The 17268-nt window shown below is 70.2% G+C and carries 20 protein-coding genes and 2 tRNA genes; 15 read left to right on the top strand and 7 right to left on the bottom strand.

Annotation, left to right across the window (positions count from 1 at the left end; translation table 11 throughout):
• Window positions 1–58: 58 nt before the first annotated feature.
• Together ACRDPS_RS19885 and ACRDPS_RS19880 are read left to right on the top strand one after the other, a co-directional pair.
• Window positions 59–1327, top strand: coding sequence for a sensor histidine kinase (locus tag ACRDPS_RS19885; RefSeq protein ID WP_431503391.1), 1269 nt, complete (start codon window positions 59–61; stop codon window positions 1325–1327).
• Window positions 1320–1955 carry a response regulator gene (locus ACRDPS_RS19880; protein WP_431503390.1) on the top strand — a complete coding sequence of 212 codons (636 nt, stop codon included), beginning with the start codon at window positions 1320–1322 and terminating at the stop codon, window positions 1953–1955. The genes ACRDPS_RS19885 and ACRDPS_RS19880 overlap by 8 nt, the downstream gene beginning before the upstream one ends.
• A gap of 38 nt (window positions 1956–1993) precedes the next feature.
• On the opposite strand, the gene ACRDPS_RS19875 is transcribed toward ACRDPS_RS19880, so the two are convergent.
• Window positions 1994–3238 carry a serine hydrolase domain-containing protein gene (locus ACRDPS_RS19875; RefSeq protein WP_431503389.1) on the bottom strand — a complete coding sequence of 415 codons (1245 nt, stop codon included), beginning with the start codon at window positions 3236–3238 and terminating at the stop codon, window positions 1994–1996.
• A gap of 95 nt (window positions 3239–3333) precedes the next feature.
• Window positions 3334–4284: a metallophosphoesterase gene (locus tag ACRDPS_RS19870; RefSeq protein ID WP_431503388.1), complete on the bottom strand. Its 951-nt coding sequence runs from the start codon at window positions 4282–4284 to the stop codon at window positions 3334–3336.
• 116 nt (window positions 4285–4400) lie between these two features.
• Here ACRDPS_RS19870 and ACRDPS_RS19865 point away from each other — a divergent pair, with 116 nt between their 5' ends.
• Complete coding sequence (locus tag ACRDPS_RS19865) at window positions 4401–5579, top strand: Fic family protein (RefSeq protein ID WP_431503387.1); 1179 nt, start codon at window positions 4401–4403, stop codon at window positions 5577–5579.
• Window positions 5580–5704: 125 nt separating this feature from the next.
• On the opposite strand, the gene ACRDPS_RS19860 is transcribed toward ACRDPS_RS19865, so the two are convergent.
• Entirely contained in the window at window positions 5705–6253 is a 549-nt protein-coding gene (locus tag ACRDPS_RS19860; protein ID WP_431503386.1) for a type III effector, read from the bottom strand.
• 294 nt (window positions 6254–6547) lie between these two features.
• Between ACRDPS_RS19860 and ACRDPS_RS19855 the strand changes: the two genes are divergently transcribed.
• Complete coding sequence (locus tag ACRDPS_RS19855; protein WP_431503385.1) at window positions 6548–7453, top strand: DMT family transporter; 906 nt, start codon at window positions 6548–6550, stop codon at window positions 7451–7453.
• A gap of 24 nt (window positions 7454–7477) precedes the next feature.
• Here ACRDPS_RS19855 and ACRDPS_RS19850 read toward each other — a convergent pair whose 3' ends face one another.
• A complete protein-coding gene (locus ACRDPS_RS19850; RefSeq protein ID WP_431503384.1) occupies window positions 7478–7699 on the bottom strand; it encodes a hypothetical protein in 222 nt (73 codons plus the stop codon).
• Window positions 7700–7796: 97 nt separating this feature from the next.
• On the bottom strand, window positions 7797–8972 hold the full coding sequence (locus tag ACRDPS_RS19845; protein ID WP_431503383.1) for a glycosyltransferase: 1176 nt from the start codon (window positions 8970–8972) through the stop codon (window positions 7797–7799).
• 102 nt (window positions 8973–9074) lie between these two features.
• Between ACRDPS_RS19845 and ACRDPS_RS19840 the strand changes: the two genes are divergently transcribed.
• From ACRDPS_RS19840 to ACRDPS_RS19790, 11 genes are all read left to right on the top strand, one after another.
• A complete protein-coding gene (locus ACRDPS_RS19840; RefSeq protein ID WP_431503382.1) occupies window positions 9075–10106 on the top strand; it encodes a pirin family protein in 1032 nt (343 codons plus the stop codon).
• A 138-nt stretch (window positions 10107–10244) separates the two neighbouring features.
• Window positions 10245–11180 carry an ROK family protein gene (locus ACRDPS_RS19835; protein ID WP_431503381.1) on the top strand — a complete coding sequence of 312 codons (936 nt, stop codon included), beginning with the start codon at window positions 10245–10247 and terminating at the stop codon, window positions 11178–11180.
• A gap of 83 nt (window positions 11181–11263) precedes the next feature.
• Window positions 11264–11650 (top strand): CidA/LrgA family protein, encoded by a 387-nt coding sequence (locus tag ACRDPS_RS19830; protein ID WP_431503380.1) that lies wholly within the window; start codon window positions 11264–11266, stop codon window positions 11648–11650.
• The gene (locus ACRDPS_RS19825; RefSeq protein ID WP_431503379.1) at window positions 11647–12324 is read left to right on the top strand and encodes an LrgB family protein; all 678 of its coding nucleotides are present in this window, start codon (window positions 11647–11649) and stop codon (window positions 12322–12324) included. Before ACRDPS_RS19830 ends, ACRDPS_RS19825 begins: the two co-directional genes overlap by 4 nt.
• A gap of 27 nt (window positions 12325–12351) precedes the next feature.
• Window positions 12352–13761 (top strand): amidase, encoded by a 1410-nt coding sequence (locus ACRDPS_RS19820; RefSeq protein WP_431503378.1) that lies wholly within the window; start codon window positions 12352–12354, stop codon window positions 13759–13761.
• 16 nt (window positions 13762–13777) lie between these two features.
• Window positions 13778–13850: transfer RNA gene (locus ACRDPS_RS19815), tRNA-Thr, on the top strand.
• Window positions 13851–13900: 50 nt separating this feature from the next.
• Window positions 13901–13974 (top strand) — tRNA-Met (locus ACRDPS_RS19810).
• A gap of 46 nt (window positions 13975–14020) precedes the next feature.
• Window positions 14021–14191: a 50S ribosomal protein L33 gene (rpmG, locus tag ACRDPS_RS19805; protein ID WP_355019358.1), complete on the top strand. Its 171-nt coding sequence runs from the start codon at window positions 14021–14023 to the stop codon at window positions 14189–14191.
• A 155-nt stretch (window positions 14192–14346) separates the two neighbouring features.
• Window positions 14347–14754, top strand: a complete 408-nt coding sequence (locus tag ACRDPS_RS19800; RefSeq protein WP_431503377.1) for an FAS1-like dehydratase domain-containing protein — start codon at window positions 14347–14349, stop codon at window positions 14752–14754.
• On the top strand, window positions 14754–15194 hold the full coding sequence (locus ACRDPS_RS19795) for a MaoC/PaaZ C-terminal domain-containing protein (RefSeq protein ID WP_431503376.1): 441 nt from the start codon (window positions 14754–14756) through the stop codon (window positions 15192–15194). Before ACRDPS_RS19800 ends, ACRDPS_RS19795 begins: the two co-directional genes overlap by 1 nt.
• Complete coding sequence (locus ACRDPS_RS19790; protein ID WP_431503375.1) at window positions 15187–16275, top strand: UDP-N-acetylmuramate dehydrogenase; 1089 nt, start codon at window positions 15187–15189, stop codon at window positions 16273–16275. Before ACRDPS_RS19795 ends, ACRDPS_RS19790 begins: the two co-directional genes overlap by 8 nt.
• Here the strand turns inward: ACRDPS_RS19790 and ACRDPS_RS19785 are convergent.
• Both ACRDPS_RS19785 and ACRDPS_RS19780 read right to left on the bottom strand, forming a co-directional pair.
• On the bottom strand, window positions 16253–16924 hold the full coding sequence (locus ACRDPS_RS19785) for a response regulator (RefSeq protein ID WP_431503374.1): 672 nt from the start codon (window positions 16922–16924) through the stop codon (window positions 16253–16255). The genes ACRDPS_RS19790 and ACRDPS_RS19785 overlap by 23 nt on opposite strands.
• Window positions 16921–17268 (bottom strand): sensor histidine kinase (locus ACRDPS_RS19780; protein ID WP_431503373.1); only part of this gene is annotated, 348 nt, incomplete at its 5' end. The genes ACRDPS_RS19785 and ACRDPS_RS19780, both read right to left, overlap by 4 nt.

Genomic DNA, 17268 nt, shown 5'->3' with positions numbered 1-17268 from the left:
CCGGATAGCCGATCGGATGATGCCGGGTCCCGGAGACCGGCCGTAGCCTGTAGCGACCATGTCGACCGATGCCGCGCCACCCTCAGAGTCGCCCTCAGAGCCAGCTTCAGGGCTCGCTTCCGGGCCGGCTCCGAGCGCCGGCGGGATCCTGGCAGGCCAGACGCTGCTCGACCGCTGGTTGCACATCTCCCTGGTCGTGCTCGTCGTCGCCTCGGTGGTGCGCTATCTGCAGGGGCACGGTCTGGGTGACCGGGCCGAGGTGGTGCTGCCCGGTGCGGCCGTGCTCCTGATCGCGTACGCAGCCGGCCGGCGCCTCGCCGGCACGGCCGCCATCGTCTGGCTGGCCGCGGTGGTCGCCTGCTGGACGGTCCTGGCGCTCATCGCGCCCTCGTTCTCGTGGGCGGCGGGGCCGCTCGTCTTTCACGCGCTCCGGGTGCTGCCGGTCCGCTGGGCGGTGGCCGTCACCGTCTTCCTGGTCGCGGTCGTCGCGCTCGCGTGGAGCCGGATGACCGGCCTGGTCGATCCGACCGTGCTGCTGGGGCCGGTCTGCGTGGCGGTGCTCGCGGTGACCGCCTATCGCGCGCTGGAGCGCGACGCCGCGACCCGGCGGGCTCTCCTCGACGACCTCGAAGCGGCCCAGGACGAGGTCGCCGACGCCGAGCGCCGGGCCGGCGTGGTGGCCGAGCGCGCCCGGTTGAGCCGGGAGATCCACGACAGCGTCGCCCAGGGTCTGACCAGCATCAACCTGCTGCTCCTGGCCGCCGACCAGGAGTGGGAGTCGCGCCCGGCCGACGCCCGTGACCACGTCGACCAGGCGGCCACCATGGCGCGCTCCTCGCTGGACGAGGCGCGACGCGTGGTGCGCGACCTCGCGCCCGCGGAGCTGGCCGGCGGATCGGCCCTGGTCACCGCCGTACGCCAGGTCGCCGACGACGTCGCCGCCACCTCCGGGCTCGCGGTCTCGGTCCATGTCCACGGTGATCCGATCGACGTTGGCGGGCGGGTGGCGACGGCCGTCGTACGCACGCTGCGGGGCGCGCTCGCCAACGTCGCCGAGCACGCCTGCGCGACCACGGCGGTCGTGTCCCTCACCTTTCATGAGGCCGGGGTCGCCCTGGACGTACGCGACGGCGGAGCCGGGTTCGACCCGTCCCACCTTGCGGAGGAGCCCGACAGCTTGCGCGGTCACGGCCTGGCGGGAATGCGAGCGCGCGCCCGGCTGCTGGGTGGAGACTTGGTCGTCGAGAGCGCCCCGGGCGAGGGCACCGTGATCGCAGCCTCGTTCTCCGGGACGCAGTCGCAGCAGGGGGAGGAACGTCGTGGTTGAGCAACGCGTCCGGGTGGTGCTGGTCGACGACCATCCGGTGGTCCGGGCCGGCGTACGCGCCCTGGTGGACGCCCAGGACGACCTCGACGTCGTCGGCGAGGCGGCCGACTCGGCCCAGGCCGTCGCGGTCGTCGGCGAGACCGGTCCGGACGTGGTGCTGATGGATCTCAGCCTGGGCGAGGGACCAGGCGGTGCCGAGACCACCCGGCTGCTCCGCGAGCTGCCGTCGCCTCCGCAGGTGCTCGTGCTGACCACGTACGACACCGAGGCCGACGTCCTCGAGGCGGTCGACGCTGGTGCGTCGGGCTATCTGCTGAAGGACGCTCCGCCCGAGGAGCTGTTCAGGGCGATCCGCGGCACCGCGCGGGGAGAGACCGTGCTGGCGCCATCGGTCGCCTCCCGGCTGCTGAGGCAGGCGGCCTCACCGGAGCCGAAGGTGAGCCCGCGTGAGGTCGAGATCCTGCGGCTGCTGGCGCGCGGGCTGGGCAACAAGGAGATGGCCCGCGAGCTCCTGGTCAGCGAGGCGACGGTCAAGTCGCACCTCTCGCACATCTACACCAAGCTCGGCGTGGACACCCGCGCCGGCGCCGTCGCCACGGCCATCGAGCGTCGCATCCTGCGACCCTGACCACGGCGACGGGCACCGGCCCGTCTCGGGAGCCCGTATCAGCAGGTCGCGAGCAGCATCGGCTCGAGCAGCAGACCGAGGTCGTAGAGCTCGTCGGTGCTGTCCCAGTTGCGACCGGTCCAGCCGAGGGTGACCTGGCGGGCGCCGTCCGGCGAGCCCCAGCTGATCGACTGGGCGCCCATGTGAGCGCCGTCGTGGCCGTAGAGATACTCGCCCTCGTTGCACGGGTCGGCGACCCGGTAGATCCCGAACCCGTAGTCCGGGTCGGTGCTGCCTGCGATCGGGGGCAGCATCTTCTCGACGGAGGCCGGGCTGAGCAGCTCTCCGGTGAGGAGCGACTCGTTGAGGTCGGCCAGATCCTCGGTCGTGCTCGTCGCCGCACCGGCGGCGTGGAAGATGCTCGGGTGCAGGTCGGTCATCGGCCGCCACTCGCCCTCGTAGTAGCCGGCGTCCTCGAGGAACGGTCCGCGGTTGCGGGCATCGGTCGGGTACGCGCTCTGACGCATGCCCGCGGGCTCGAGCACCCGCTGGCGTACGAGGTCCTCGACCCTCTCACCGGTCTCCTTCTCGAGCATGACCCCGAGACCGACGTAGCCGTAGTTGGAGTAGGAGAAGTCGGTGCCGGGCTCGAAGAGCCAGCCGGTCTCGCCCATCACGGCGAGGTGCTCGGTCTCGGAGTAGTACTGGCCGAGGGCGTCGATCGTCTGGTCCCACGAGGTCGGGTCCTCGATGCGCTCGTAGATCAGCTCCTCGGGCCCGCGCGGGGCGCCGGAGGTGTGGTTGAGCAGGTGCCGGATCGTGACGCCGTCGGGAAAGATGCCCGGGAGCACATCGTTGGCAGGGGTCTCGAGGGTCCAGGTGCCCCGCTCGACCTCCTGCATAACCAGGGTCGCGATCAGGGTCTTGGTGTTGCTGGCGATGTGGAAGCGGTCGCCGTCCTTGACGGGCTTGGCCTTGCCGGCCTCACGTACGCCGCCGGCCCCTGACCACTCCAGGTCGGGCGTCTCGACGCGGGCGGTCACGCCCACGGCCCCGTCGGCGATGAGCGCGTCGACGGCGGCGTCCAGGTCGGCGGCGGAAGGAGCCGCCTTCGCCCTCGCCCCTTGCTGCTTGGCGGCCGCCTTCTCGGCGATCGCGGTCGCCTCCCGGGTCAGCGCGGTCGGGTCCTGCCAGCCCGCTGACGGGTCTGGGGCGGGATCGGCGTACGCGGCGGGGATGGCCGCCAGGGGGAGGAGCACCGCTGCCAGTGCTGCGGTGCCCGTGCGGAGGATCTTCCGAGACATGCCTGCTCCTGTCGTCGTTGACTGTTGCAGCCATGGTTCCGCGTGCGGACGTACGCCGACATCAGCCTCGAGACGGAGATCGGGGGCCGAAAACGTCAGTCTCGGAGCTGACGCCGAAGGGCGCGAGCGGCTTTGCCCTTGCGGGAGAAGAGGTCGCGGCGCTCGGCGGGGGACATCGGGGCGAGCTTCTCGATCACCGAGGAGGGGAAGCCGGCGACCTCGGTGGCCTCGCCGATGGGCACGGTGGTGTGCACGACCGGGGCGCCGGGGACGCCGCCGGCACCCTCGTCGTAGAGGTGGACCAGCGAGATCGCCTGGTGGCCGTCGACGGAGGCGGAGTAGCGGTCGAGGGTCGCCGGGGCGGCGGTGTAGCAGCTCGCGGAGGCGACCGAGACCGGGATGCCGGCGAAGGTCGTGCTGGTCGAGTAGTGCAGGTGACCTGCGAGAACGGCGCGTACATCGGTGCCCTCCAGCACCTCGGCGAGCCGGTCCTGGCCGTCGAGCTCGATGATCACGCTGGCCTCGTTGAGCGGCAGCGGGACCGGCGGGTGATGCATCGCCAGCAGCGTGCCGTGGGGTGCGGGATCCTTCAGTACGTCGCCGAGCCACTCGAGCTGTGGCTCGGTGAGGTCGCCGTGGTGCCAGCCGGGCACGGTCGTGTCCAGGACGACGATCCGCAGGCCGGCGATGTCGTAGACCCGGTCCTGAGGTGCGTCGGAGGCCTCCCCGAAGAGCACCTCGGAGTAGATCTCGCGCTCGTCGTGGTTGCCCATCACCCAGATCAGCTCGGCGCCGAGCTCGTCGGCGACCGGCTCGACCTGCTCGCGAAGACGTACGTACGCGTCGCGCTCACCCAGGTCGGCGAGGTCCCCGGTGAAGACGATGGCCTGGGGCGGCGTCACCATGCCGCGCAGCCGCTCCAGAGCGCGCGCGAAGCCCGGCTCGGGGTCCACCTTGCCGAAGATGAGCCGGTCACCGGCGTAGAGGTGGGGGTCGGAGAGATGGGCGATCGTATGGCGGGGAGCGGGATACTGGCCGAACTGCACCTCCCCAGCCTAGATCGCCGCTGGAGTTGGATGTTGGCCGGAAACTCCCAAGTCCCGGTTGGAAGTTGCCGATAACTTCCAACTCTGGCGCGATCTGACTGGTAAGTTGACCGGACATGGACCCGGACAGGTATGACGCGCCGCAGTTCGGCAGCGCGACCAGGGAGCCGGGGAACAGGTGGGCCTACTGGTACTACCGACCGGCCCACATCCCGCGTGACCTAGCGTTGCGGCCGCTCACCGTGAAGGCGCTCTCGGATGCCGATGCCGCCCTGGGCCGCCTTCAGGGCGTGAGCGCGCTGATCCAGGACCCAGAGCTGCTGATCGGGCCGTATCTGACCCAGGAGGCCGTCGCCTCGTCACGGATCGAGGGCACCCAGACCACCCTCAAGGAGGTCCTCCAGGCCGAGGCGGGTGGTCGGACGTCCTCGGCCCTGGCCGGGAGCGAGGACGTCGCCGAGGTCGAGGCGTACCTCGCCGCGACCCGGCAGGGGTTCGAGCTGATCAGGTCGTGGCCGTTGAGCCGGCGCCTCGTCCTCGAGCTCCACAAGACCCTGCTCACGGGCGTCAGAGGTCAGGAGCGCAGCCCCGGCGAGTTCCGGCGCACCCCGGTGTGGGTCGGTTCGCCGACCGACAACCCGACGACCGCCGCGTACGTCCCACCCCTCCCGCACGACCTGGCCGAGCTGCTCGCCGACTGGGAGGCGTACGTCAACGTCCCCGACCTCAGCCCGACACTGGTGCGGTGCGCGCTGATGCACTACCAGTTCGAGACGATCCACCCGTTCCTCGACGGCAACGGGCGCATCGGGCGGCTGCTGATCAACCTGATGCTGATGGAGGAGGGGCGACTGACGACGCCGCTGCTCTATCTCTCGGGCTACATCGAGGCCAACCGGCAGACCTACTATCAGCGGCTGCAGAGCGTCCGGGAGCGCGGCGAGATGCAGGAGTGGCTGCAGTTCTTCCTCACCGCGGTGCGACGCTCGGCGGAGGACGCGACGACCAGGTCCGAGCGCCTGGTCGCGCTCAGGGAGAGCTATCTCGAGGAGGCCGCGACCTCGCGCGCGAACCTGTCCGGGCTGGTCACGCTGCTGTTCGCCAATCCGTACGTGACGGTGAAGCGGGTCCAGGAGGCGACCGGCCTGACCAACCAGGGCGCGCGCAACCTGATCCAGGACGCCGAACGGCGCGGGTGGATCGAGGCGGCCGGCCGGTCGGGCCGCGGCGGCAGCCACTACTGGGTCGCCGGGGCCGTGATGGACGTGATCGAGGAGCCCCTGGCCTACGACTGAGGAGCGCCGGCCAAAACGTGCCGACGGCCCCGAGCGTGCACGAGTGCACGCCCAGGGCCATCTGTGCGACGTGGCCGGTCAGATCGTGGTGGGTATGACGATCGCCCGACTGTGGTCGCGTTGGCTCAGAAGGAGCCGAGAGGAGACATCGGGTTCGGGACCTGATCGGTCGGGACGCCGTCGAGAACCGGGCTGTCCTGAGGGATCAGGAACGAGACCTGCTCGAGCTCGGAGGGCGACAGGTCGCTCGGGCCGGCGCCCTCGGTGATCTTGTCGTAGATGTAGCCCGGCGCGCCGATGTAGGCACCGGCGACGACCATGGCCGCACCCATGCCGACCTTGTGGCCGCCCTCGTTCCAGTTCTCCCAGGCCTCCATCTGCTCGGGGGTCATGGGGGCGCCGGTGGCACCGGAGAGGAGCGTGCCCGGGGCACCGATCCAGGCGCCGCTGACCATCTGGGCAGCGCCGCCGGCCATGAACGACCCGCCGATGATGAAGTCCTCCCACGCCTTCTGCGTCGAGGGCGAGAGGTCACCGGTCGAGGTGCTGACGGAGCTGCTGGCGTCGTCGGTGACCGGGGCCGCGGTGGCGGATCCGGTCGTCAGTGCGAGGGCGACACCCGAGAAGGCGGCTACGGCCGCGGCGCGGCGAACCATCCCTGTCTTCTTGCTCATTTCTTACCTTTCGTCGGTCAATTCGAATTGAAACAACATCAGCGACCGCGGTGTGTTGACGTTTTGCGCGCCTACACGTCCCAGGCCGATCACCGACGCTATGGATAGCAACAGAATGATGGCCAGAGCGACACGGCCTGTTGGTTACCAAGTGGACGTAAACGTTGCATACCGGCCGGTAATGCTGTTAGGGGGATAGATGGCCGCCGGCGTAAGGACGAAATTCACCGAACACACCGTTGCCGGGAGTCCGTCGTCAGGTCGGCGTTCAACTCGGCTGGTCAAAGTCCGAGCATGGATCATGCCGCCGCCGTAGGGCTGGCCATCGGAGCATGCGTCCTGTTCTCCCTCTCGGCCGCGGTGCAGCAGAGCGCGAGCGCGATGGCGCCCGGGCGCAGCGGCGGGATCGCGGGTGCCGAGCAGCTGATGCTCGCCCTGGTGCGCAACCCGCTGTGGGTGACCGGTGCGGTGGTCAACGCGGTCGGGTTCGGGGTGCAGGCGGTGGCTCTTCACCTGGGGTCGGTCTCGGTGGTGCAGTCGGTGATGCCCACGCAGCTGCTCTTCGCGCTCGTCTTCGCCGCCGTCGCGGCACGGCACAGGCCGACGCTCGCCGACTGGGCCAGCGGCGCCGCCATCTGTGGCGGCGTCATCCTGCTGGTCACCGACGACCATCGCGGAGGCACGTACGCCGAGGTCGGCCGGGTCGCGCTCTTCGCCGCGTGCGTCGCGGTGGTGATCTGCGTGCTCCTTCTGGTGGCGCACCGGTTCCCGCCGCCGATCGCGGCCGCGACCACGGCGGTGGCGGCAGGCTGCTCGTTCGCGACCACCTCGGTGCTGCTGAAGATCACCGCGGACCGGGCCGCCGCGGACGGCTTCCTCGGGTTGCTCACGCTGCCGGCGTTCTACGGACTGCTGTGCACCTGCGGGCTCGGGATCGTGCTCACCCAGGCCGCTCTCGCCGCCGGCCCGCTGCCCTGGGCGATGGCGGCGATGACGATCACCAACCCCACGGTCTCGTACGTCGCGGCAGTGGTCGCCTTCGGCGCCTCGGCTCCCACGCTGTGGGTGGCGGTGTGCGCCGGCGTGATGCTGGTCGCCGGGATCCTCGGGCTGGCCCGGTCGCGGTCCGCCGGGCGCTGGACGCCGGAGCAGACGGGGTCAACCGGGATCGCCCGGGAGCGATTCACGGCTGATAAGTGAGCCGCTGCCGCGTCGGTGCGTGCTTCAGGCGTGCTCTTGCATCGACCGCGGCCAGGAGCGCCGCCTGGTCGACCTGGGCTTGAGGTGCTCGGGCAGCGCACTGATGTAGGGCGCGGCATGCCGACATTCACCACAGGTGACGTCTCGATAGTCGTAGGAGGACGGCGGATCTTCTCCGTACGCCCGACACACCGGTCCGAAGGAGTCGGCGAAGTGCGTGCGCTGTTTCGTCGTCAACTCGCTCATGTTCGCCTAACCTGATCATTGGCATGGATTGGTCACAGCAGGGTAACGGTGTCCCAACAGAAATTGCGCTCCGACACCCTGACGACCCCGGCTCCGTTCACGCATAGCGTCGAGCCCGCCGGGCGGCCTGCCGCTGCCGTGAGCGCGCGAGGAGATAGGTCGGCGCGGTCTCCCGCGCGAGGCTCTCGTGGAGCCCGATCATGTCCTCGATCGTGCGCGCCCAGGGGAACTGCTCGGCCCGTTCGCGGGCCGCGAGCCGGGTGGCAGTCACCGGTCGCTCGGCGACATCGATGACCGCGTCGGCCAGTGCCGCCGGGTGCGCGTCGGCCCAGGCTCCGCACCGGGGGGCGATGAGCTCCCGAGCGCCGCCGCGGTCGGCGGTCACCACCGGCGTACCGCTGGTCAGGGCCTCCAGGACGGCGAGCCCGAAGGTCTCCCGCGGGCACACGGAGAGGGCGACGTCGGCCTCGGCGAGCGCTCTTGCGATCCGGTGGCGGTCGGAGACGTGTCCGTGGAAGACGACCGGCGCTCCGGCGGCACTTGCCTCGATCTCCGCCCGGTGCGGACCGTCGCCGTAGACGTCCATGCGTACGTCGAACCCGCGTCGGTGCAGCTCGACGGCTGTGGCGACGGCGAGGTCGGGGGACTTCTCGCGGGAGAGTCGGCCGACGTGGATGAGCCGCAGCGTGTCGTCGCGGTGTCCGAGGGAGGGTGAGAAGAAGTCGAGGTCGACGCCCAGCGGCACCTGGGCGATCGGACAGCCGACGGTCGAGGCCAGCGGCTCGAACTCGTGCCGGGCGTAGTCGGAGGTCACCAGCACCTGGTCGAAGGAGCGTACGAGCATCCGGTTGAGCAGAGCGGTGGAGACCTTCGACGTGGTGTCCATCCCGGTGTAGGTGGGCATGTACTCGTCGAGACGCTCGTGCGAGAAGAGCACCGTCCCGATGCCCTGACGCCGGGCCCAGCGCGAGACCGGCAGCATCGTGAACTTGTCGCTGACCTCGAGGCTCGTCGGATTGAAGCGGGTCAGCACGTCGGTCACCCGCCACGGCTCGATGATCAGCCGGTAGCCGCCGCCGACCCGCGGGGCCCGCAGCTGCACCACCTCCCCGAGCTCGGTCGAGGTCACCGTGTCGTACGGGCCGGGGACGACGAGAAGACGTTCGTGGCCGGCGTCGAGGTAGCCACGGGCGAGGGCCTCCAGAGCCGTCTTCATCCCACCGGAGGTGGGGCCGACGAAGTTCGCGAGCTGGGCGATGAGCACGGGCCACATCGTGTGGCATCGAGGTAGCCCAGCGGCGACCTCGATATGACGCCGGCATGGCGACGCAACGTATTAGTCCCAGCGTCATCCGCTCAGGGGTAGCGTTGGGTCATGACCAACCTGGAGGCGCACCCCACCCCGGTCGAGTGTGTCGGGGGCACCGGTGACGAAGGTGTCGAGATCCAGCTCATCGAGCCGCGCCAGGTTCCGCTGGGCGGTCCGCGGGCGATGAACGTACGCCGCACCCTGCCCTCCCGAGCGCGGTCCCTGATCGGCGCGTGGTGCTTCCTGGATCACTACGGTCCCGACGACGTCGTGGTCTCCGGCGGGATGTCCGTGCCCCCGCACCCGCACACCGGGCTGGCGACGGTCTCCTGGCTGTTCACCGGTGAGATCGAGCATCGCGACTCGGTCGGCACGGTGGCGATGGTGCGTCCGGGTGAGCTCAACCTGATGACCTCGGGCCGCGGGATCTCCCATTCGGAGAACTCGACCGACTCGACGACCGTCCTGCACGGTGCGCAGCTGTGGGTCGCGCTTCCCGACGAGTCCCGTGATGCCGAGCCGGCGTTCCAGAACCACAAGCCGATGCCGATCGAGAGTGACGGGACGACGGTGCGGGTCTTCCTGGGGTCGCTCCTGGGTGACACCTCGCCGGTGCGGACCCACTCGCCGCTCCTCGGCGCCGAGATCCTGCTCGAGCCGGGCACGCAGCTCCAGATCCCCGTCGACCCCGGTTTCGAGCACGGGGTGCTGGTCGACACCGGCGAGGTGTCGATGACCGGCATCGGCCCGTCCGGCCCGGCCTCGGCAACCGTGGAGAAGGACTCGCTGGCGTACGCGCCCCCGGGCGCCACGACGCTGACCCTGCAGGCCGGTGAGGCCTGGACCCGGCTGCTCCTCCTCGGCGGCCCGCCGTTCGGCGAGTCGATCATCATGTGGTGGAACTTCGTGGGGCGTACGCACGACGAGGTCGTCGCCTATCGCCAGGAGTGGCAGGACCAGATCACCCGCGATGGCGGAGAGGTGATCGAGGACTCCCAGGACGTGGCGGCCGGACGCTTCGGCGTGGTCGAGGGCAACCACCAGCAGCCGATTCCCGCGCCCCCGCTGCCGAACGCCCGCCTCCGCTCCCGCTCCTGACCCCGCCGAGTCGGCTCATCCTGACCAGAACCAGCGCCGAGCCGGCGCGTTGTAACGAGCCGACTCGCCACCTTGTGACCGGCCGTCGGGACCACGCACTGACCGTCCCGGAGACTCCCGAGTCTTAGACTCGTTCGCGTGAATGTGGAGCAGCCCGATCCAGGAGTAGTCCTTGCCGTCGCAGTCGGCCGCAGCCGCAGCCAGGCAGCGGTCTTCGACCTCGCCGGTCGCGAGCTGGCGGGGGACACCCGCGACCACGAGGTGGGCATCTCCGCCGAGGCGCTGATGCCCGAGGTCGTCGAGCGGCTGACGAAGATGGTGACCGCGGTCGACCTCCCGGTCCTGGCGATCGGGATGAGTCTGCCCGGGGTGGTCAACCCCGATCTCGGCATGAGCATCGACACCCCGGCGATGGGCGGCTGGGACGGAGTCCAGCTGGCCGTCTACTTCCAGTCCTTGACCGATGCGCCGCTGATCCTCGCCCACGACGCCCACGCGCTGGCGCGCTCCGAGCTCTTCAACGCCGACCATCCCGTACGCAACGCCCTGGTCGTCAAGGCCTCGACCGGTCTCGGCATGGGCATCATCGCCGACGGCAAGGTCGTCACCGGGGCCCTCGGGGCGGCGGGCGAGATCGGGCACACCCGAATCGACGCCGCCGGTGACCGGCCCTGCCGCTGCGGCTCCACCGGCTGCCTGGAGACGGTCGCCTCCGGCTGGGCGCTCGCCCAGCGACTGACCGACTCCGGCGTCCCCGCGGGTCACGTACGCGACCTGGTGGCCGCCGCGAACGACGGCGACGCCGTCGCGCGCGGGCTGCTGCGCGAGGGTGGACGACAGCTCGGTGAGGTGGTGGCCACCGCCGTCAACCTGCTCAACCCCGAGGTCATCGTCATCGGCGGCGACATGGCCGGCGCCTTCGACCTCTACACCGCCGGGGTGCGCGAGAGCGTCTACTCGCGCGCCAACCCGATCGCCACCCGGGAGCTCACCTTCATGGCCCAGCTGCACGGCGACTCCTCCGGTCTGGTGGGTTGCGCCGCGATGGCGATCGAGCACGTCCTGCGGGCCTGACCCCGGGTGAGGGCGCTCACGTTCTCCGGTCCGTCGGTCGGCGCTGCGGCGGTGTGCACCGGGAGGATCGTTAACGTGATCCGGTGATCTCAGGTCTGCTCTGGCTGCTCGGGTGCCAGCTCGTCGGCACAGTGATCGTCGACGTCACCGGGATCCCGCTCCCCGGCCCGGTGGTGGGGATGCTGCTGCTCTTCATCGTGCTGGTCGTGCGCCGCCGCGACGCCGAGAAGGATCCGATCATCCAGGTCGGCGACTACTTCCTCTCCCACCTTCAGCTCTTCTTCATCCCTGCCGGCGTCGGCGTGATCGTCTACCTCGCCATCATCCGGGACGCCGCGCTGCCGATCACGGTCGCGCTGCTCGGCTCCTGGCTTCTCGGGCTCGCCACCGTGGGCTGGGTGCTCAGCCTGTTCCTGCGCCGCCTGCCCGATGTCGGCACCGAAGGCGCGCCGGGGGAGGAGATCGAGTGAGCGTCATCTTGTGGCTGTTCGTGACGGTCGCTGCGTACGAGCTGGGGCGGTGGCTCCGCAAGCGGACCGGTTCGCCGCTCGTGCAGCCGGTGGCGATCGCGATCGTGCTCATCGGTGCCCTGCTGATGGTCAGCGGCACGGCGTACGACGACTATGCCGACGCCACCACGCTGATCAGCTTCCTGCTCGGGCCGGCGACGGTCGCGCTGGCGATCCCGCTCTACCACCAGACCGCGCGGCTGAAGGGGATGGTGGTGCCCGTCCTGGTCGCGCTCGGTGCCGGCGCGGTCGTGTCGATGGTCAGCGGCATCCTGCTGGTGCGCTGGCTCGGCGGCAGCGACGCGCTGGAGCGGACGATGACGACCAAGGCGGTCACGGCGCCGGTGACGATCGCGCTGGCCGAGCGGCTGGGCGGCTATCCGGAGCTGTCGGCGTGTTTCGCGATCGTGATCGGCATCTTCGGTGCGATGGTCGCGCCCCGGCTGCTGACCCTGCTCGGGATCCACGACCCGCGTGCGCGCGGCGTCGCCGTCGGTGCGGTCTCCCACGGCATCGGCACAGCGCGGATGCTCGAGGAGAGCCGGGTCGAGGGCGCCTTCTCGGGGCTGGCGATGGGTCTCACCGCGGTTGTGACATGTCTCCTGCTCCCGCTCGTCGCGTACTTCCTCCTTTGACCATCGTCTGCGCCTAACGTTGGCCCCATGGCTCGCGTGCACGCCTTCAGCGATGACGTCCTGGGCAGCCTCGACGCGGTCGGGATCGCCGAGGCGCTGCGTCGCGGCGACTTCAGCGCCACCGAGGCGGTCGAGGCGTCGATCGCCCGGATCGACGCGGTCGACCCGGAGCTGGGCGGGATGGCCTACCGGACCTTCGACCGGGCGAGGATCCAGTCCCGTTCGCCGCGCGCCGGTTTCTTCGCCGGCGTGCCCACGCTGATCAAGGACAACACCGACGTCGCCGGGGTGCCGACGCGCAACGGCACCGATTCGTACGTCGCCGTCCCGGCGACCCGCAACGAGGAGGTCGTCAAGCTGCTCGGCAAGCTCGGGCTGATCTCGCTCGGCAAGAGCCAGCTCTCCGAGTTCGGCTTCTCCGCGACCGCCGAGCATCCGAGGTTCGGGCCGGTGCGCAACCCGTGGGACACCAGTTTGGTCGCTGGGGCCTCTTCCGCCGGCGCCGGGGCGTTGGTCGCCGCCGGCGCCGTGCCGCTCGCCCATGGGAACGATGGGGGCGGGTCGTTGCGGATCCCGGCCTCCTCGTGCGGGGTCGTCGGGTTCAAGCCGACCCGCGACCGGTTGCCGAAGAACCCGCTGTACGGCCTGCTGCCGGTCAACCTCGTCGTCGACGGTGTCCTGAGCCGGTCGGTGCGGGACACCGCCGCGTTCCTGAGGGAGGCCGAGCGGGTCCATCACACCAATCTGCCGCCGATCGGTGATGTCACCGGTCCGTCGACGAGACGCCTGCGAGTGGCGATGTACACCGAGGCGCTGGGCAGGTCGGCGTCCCCCGAGGTCGTCGACCTGGTCAAGAAGACCGCCTCGGTGCTCGAGGAGCTCGGGCACAGCGTCGAGGAGGTCGTGCCGCCGGTGACGGAGGGCTTCGGCGACGACTTCGTCCTCTACTGGGGCTCGCTGGCGGTCGCGCTGGCGAACGCCGGGCCGCTGCGTGGCCGCTCCTGGGACCGCGCGCGCCTGGACAACCTCACCCTCGGGCTCTCCGCGGCGACCCTCAAGAACGCGCGCCAGCTGCCGGCCGCGATCAACCGGCTGCGCCGGTCCACCGCGCTCGCGGAGGGGTTCCATGCTGCGTACGACGTGGTCCTGACGCCGACGGTCGCTCATGTCACTCCCGAGGTCGGATATCTGGCGCCGACGCAGCCCTACGACCTGGTGCTGAAGCGGCTGATGGACTGGGTCGCGTTCACTCCGTGGCAGAACGTGACGGGAGGGCCTGCGGTGTCTCTGCCGGTGCAGACCACCCCCTCCGGACTGCCGCACGGGATGATGTTCGGGGCCGCTCCAGGGCGCGAAAGCATGCTCCTCGGGCTCGCCTTCGAGCTCGAGGAAGCGATGGGCTTCGCCGATTTGTTGAGCGCGCCGACCCTGCCGTAACGTTCTCTTTCGCAACGCCCCTTTAGCTCAGTCGGCAGAGCGTCTCCATGGTAAGGAGAAGGTCTACGGTTCGATTCCGTAAAGGGGCTCTGGAGTTCGGGACCCGCAGTAGGAATACTGCGGGCCTGATTCCTGTTGAGGCGGGGTAGCTCAGGCGGTTAGAGCGCACGACTCATAATCGTGAGGTCGCGGGTTCGATCCCCGCCCCCGCTACCGCCAAAGACCGCAACACCTCGATCAGCACCGTAAGGACTCTCCCGTGGCCAGCAAGAGCAGCGACGTTCGCCCGAAGATCACCCTCGCTTGCACCGAGTGCAAGGAGCGGAACTACATCTCGAAGAAGAACCGTCGGAACGACCCCGACCGCATCGAGCTCAACAAGTACTGCCCGCGTTGCCGCAAGCACACCCCGCACCGCGAGACCCGCTGAATCCTCTCAGTAGAGCGCGACGCTGACCGACGCTCCGAACGCCCCGCCCCAGCCACTGAGTTCCAGATGGCCGGGAGGCGGGGCGTTCGTCATTTGCCCAGAAGTCTTCTCGGCCGACGTGGGTGACTTCTCGGCAGGCCACTAGAGTTGTACGCATGGCAGTTGATGGGTCGCTCGTAGGGCGCGTGTTTCCTCCGACCAGGCCCTATCGGGCCACCGAGGAGAAGGTGCGGGAGTTCGCTGCCGCCAGCGGTGTGGACTGGGAGAGCGGGGATCCGGTTCCGGCCACGTTCCCGATCGTGCTCGCCTTCGACGCGATGAACGCCTTCCTGGACGAGGTCGGGGTGGAGCTGTCCCGGATCGTGCACGGCGAGCAGAAGTTCTCCTACGCAAGGCCGATCGTGCCGGGCGATGTGCTCGCGGCGTCGCTGAGCGTCGCCACGCTGCGGCAGATCGGCGGCAACGACATCATCGGCACGGTCTCGGAGATCACCGACGAGACCGGTGCGGTCGTGTGCACGACCTCGGCCACGCTGGTCCACCGAGCGGCGGAGGTCGCCTGATGTCGGCAGCGGTGCTGGAGACCGGTGCGGAGCTGGCTCCCAAGACCTACCCGATCACCCGGGCCTCGCTGGTGCGCTATGCCGGGGCGAGCGGCGACTTCAACCCGATCCACTGGTCCGACCGGGTCGCGACCGCGGTCGGGCTCCCCGGCGTGATCGCGCACGGCATGTTCACGATGGCGCTGGTCGCCCGCGCGGTCGCCGAGTGGACCGACGGAGCCGAGGTCGTCGACCTCGGTGCCAAGTTCACCAACCCGGTCGTCGTACCCGACGACGACACAGGGACCGAGGTGACGATCAGCGGCACGGTCAAGTCGGTCGCGGACGGCCTGGCGACCATCCAGCTGACCGTGGTCTCGACAGGCTCGGGGCCACTCCGTTCAGACCCCGGGGAGCCCCAGAAGGTCCTGGGGATGCCGAAGGTGTCCGTACGTGTCTGAGCCGATCACCTCGGGCTCCACTTCGACCGAGCTGCTGTCGAACCACACCACCTTTCACCTCGGCGGCCCCGCGGCGGAGTTCGTCACCGCGACCACCGAGCCCGAGATCGTCGAGGCCGTCACCGCGGCCGACGACGCCGGCAAGGACGCACTCGTCCTCGGCGGGGGGAGCAACCTGATCGTCGCCGACGCGGGCTTCCCCGGCATCGTCGTCAAGCTCGCGAGCACGGGTGTCGCGGCCGAGACGGTGGAGGGTGGCGTAGGTGTGACGGTGGCCGCCGGGGAGACCTGGGACGACTTCGTCATGACCGCCGTCGACAAGGGCTGGAGCGGGGTCGAGGCGCTCTCCGGCATCCCCGGCAGCGTCGGCGCGACCCCGATCCAGAACGTCGGGGCGTACGGCCAGGACGTCTCCCAGACCATCGAGAGCGTCAAGGTCTTCGACCGGAAGCTGCGGGAGCTGCGTACGTTTGCCGCGGAGGAGTGCCAGTTCGGCTACCGCTGGTCACGCTTCAAGGCCGACCTGCTGGCGGAGAGCCCGAACCAGTCCAGCTCCGGCCGCTACGTCGTCCTCGAAGTGACCTTCCGGCTGGGTACCGACGGCGACCTCGGCTCGCCGATCGCCTACGCGCAGCTCGCCGGCGCCCTCGGCGTCGAGCAGGGCACCCGGGTGCCGTCCAAGCAGATCCGCGAAGCCGTCCTCGCCCTGCGCAGCAGCAAGGGCATGGTCATCGAGGAGGCCGACCACGACACCTGGTCGGCGGGCTCCTTCTTCACCAACCCCGTGGTCGCCCCCGAGGACGTCCCCGAAGGCGCCCCTGCGTACCCCCAGCCAGACGGCACCGTGAAGACCTCCGCCGCCTGGCTCATCGACCACGCCGGCTTCAAGAAGGGCCATGCGCCCGAAGCTCTCGCCGGCCGCGTCTCGCTCTCCACGAAGCACACCCTCGCCCTCACCAACCGCGGCCAAGGCACCACTGAGGACCTCCTCGCCCTGGCGCGGGAGATCCGCGACGGCGTCGAGGCGGCGTACGGCATCGTGCTCGTCAACGAGCCCGTCATGCTCGGCGTGGAGCTCTAGGAGCGACCAACCCCGACTCGTACGCGACGACGACGAGCTGCGCGCGGTCGCGCGCGTGCAGCTTGGTCATCGCCCGGTTGATGTGGGTCTTGGCGGTCAGCACGCTGATCACCATGGCCTCGGCGACCTGGTCGTTGGTCATGCCCCGGGCGACCAGGGCGACCGCCTCGCGCTCCCGGTTGGTGAGCTCGGCGAGCCCGAGGGGAGCATCGGCTGGGGAGGGCTGGCTGACGTAGTGGTCGATCAGTGCGCGGGTGATCGACGGCGCCAGCAGCGCGTCGCCTCGCGCCGCGACCCGGACCGCGTGCACGAAGTCCTCCGGCTGGACGTCCTTGACGAGGAACCCGGCAGCGCCGGCGCGCAGGGCCTCGAGGACGTACTCGTCCATGCCGTAGTTGGTCAGGATCACGATGTGCACGCCAGCCAGCGCCGGGTCGGCAGCGATCCGCCGGGTCGCGTCGATACCGTCGGCCACGGGCATCTGGATGTCGACCATCGCCACGTCCGGCCGATGCTCGCGGGCTAGCGCCACCGCCTGGACGCCGTCGCCCGCCTCGGCGACGACCTCGATGTCGTCCTCGATGTCGAGAAGCGCCCGGAAACCGCTGCGGATGAGCGGCTGGTCGTCGACCAGGAGCACCCGGATCACGACGTACGCTCCACCGGCAGTCGCGCTTCGACCATGAAACCGCCCTCCTCGCGGGGCTCTGCCCGCAGCTGACCTCCGAGCGCGAAGACTCGCTCCCGCATCCCGAGCAGCCCGATGCCGGGGACGGTCGCGGCCGGCGCACCGGTGCCGTTGTCCTCGACCCGGATCCCGAGCGAGTCGGGCCGGTGGTCGATGTGGACCGACGCGGTGGTGGCCGCGGCGTGGCGGGTCACGATGGTCAGCGCCTCCTGGACGATCCGGTAGGCCGTCCGGCCGACCGCGACCGGCACCGTCCCGGGCTGCCCGTCGAAGGTCAGGGTGACGTCCAGCCCGGTGGACCCGGC

The organism is Nocardioides sp. (assembly GCF_050699375.1).
Lineage (GTDB): Bacteria > Actinomycetota > Actinomycetes > Propionibacteriales > Nocardioidaceae > Nocardioides.
This window is presented reverse-complemented; position numbering and strand designations above follow the sequence as displayed.

Excerpts from the sequence above, each read along its gene's own strand:
- ACRDPS_RS19865 (WP_431503387.1), top strand. The coding sequence starts at position 4,401 with ATGGACCCGGACAGGTATGACGCGCCGCAGTTCGGCAGCGCGACCAGG.
- ACRDPS_RS19855 (WP_431503385.1), top strand. The coding sequence starts at position 6,548 with ATGGATCATGCCGCCGCCGTAGGGCTGGCCATCGGAGCATGCGTCCTG.
- ACRDPS_RS19800 (WP_431503377.1), top strand. The coding sequence starts at position 14,347 with ATGGCAGTTGATGGGTCGCTCGTAGGGCGCGTGTTTCCTCCGACCAGG.
- ACRDPS_RS19845 (WP_431503383.1), bottom strand. The coding sequence starts at position 8,972 with ATGTGGCCCGTGCTCATCGCCCAGCTCGCGAACTTCGTCGGCCCCACC.
- ACRDPS_RS19820 (WP_431503378.1), top strand. The coding sequence starts at position 12,352 with ATGGCTCGCGTGCACGCCTTCAGCGATGACGTCCTGGGCAGCCTCGAC.
- ACRDPS_RS19840 (WP_431503382.1), top strand. The coding sequence starts at position 9,075 with ATGACCAACCTGGAGGCGCACCCCACCCCGGTCGAGTGTGTCGGGGGC.
- ACRDPS_RS19850 (WP_431503384.1), bottom strand. The coding sequence starts at position 7,699 with ATGAGCGAGTTGACGACGAAACAGCGCACGCACTTCGCCGACTCCTTC.
- ACRDPS_RS19795 (WP_431503376.1), top strand. The coding sequence starts at position 14,754 with ATGTCGGCAGCGGTGCTGGAGACCGGTGCGGAGCTGGCTCCCAAGACC.
- ACRDPS_RS19885 (WP_431503391.1), top strand. The coding sequence starts at position 59 with ATGTCGACCGATGCCGCGCCACCCTCAGAGTCGCCCTCAGAGCCAGCT.
- ACRDPS_RS19875 (WP_431503389.1), bottom strand. The coding sequence starts at position 3,238 with ATGTCTCGGAAGATCCTCCGCACGGGCACCGCAGCACTGGCAGCGGTG.
- ACRDPS_RS19860 (WP_431503386.1), bottom strand. The coding sequence starts at position 6,253 with ATGAGCAAGAAGACAGGGATGGTTCGCCGCGCCGCGGCCGTAGCCGCC.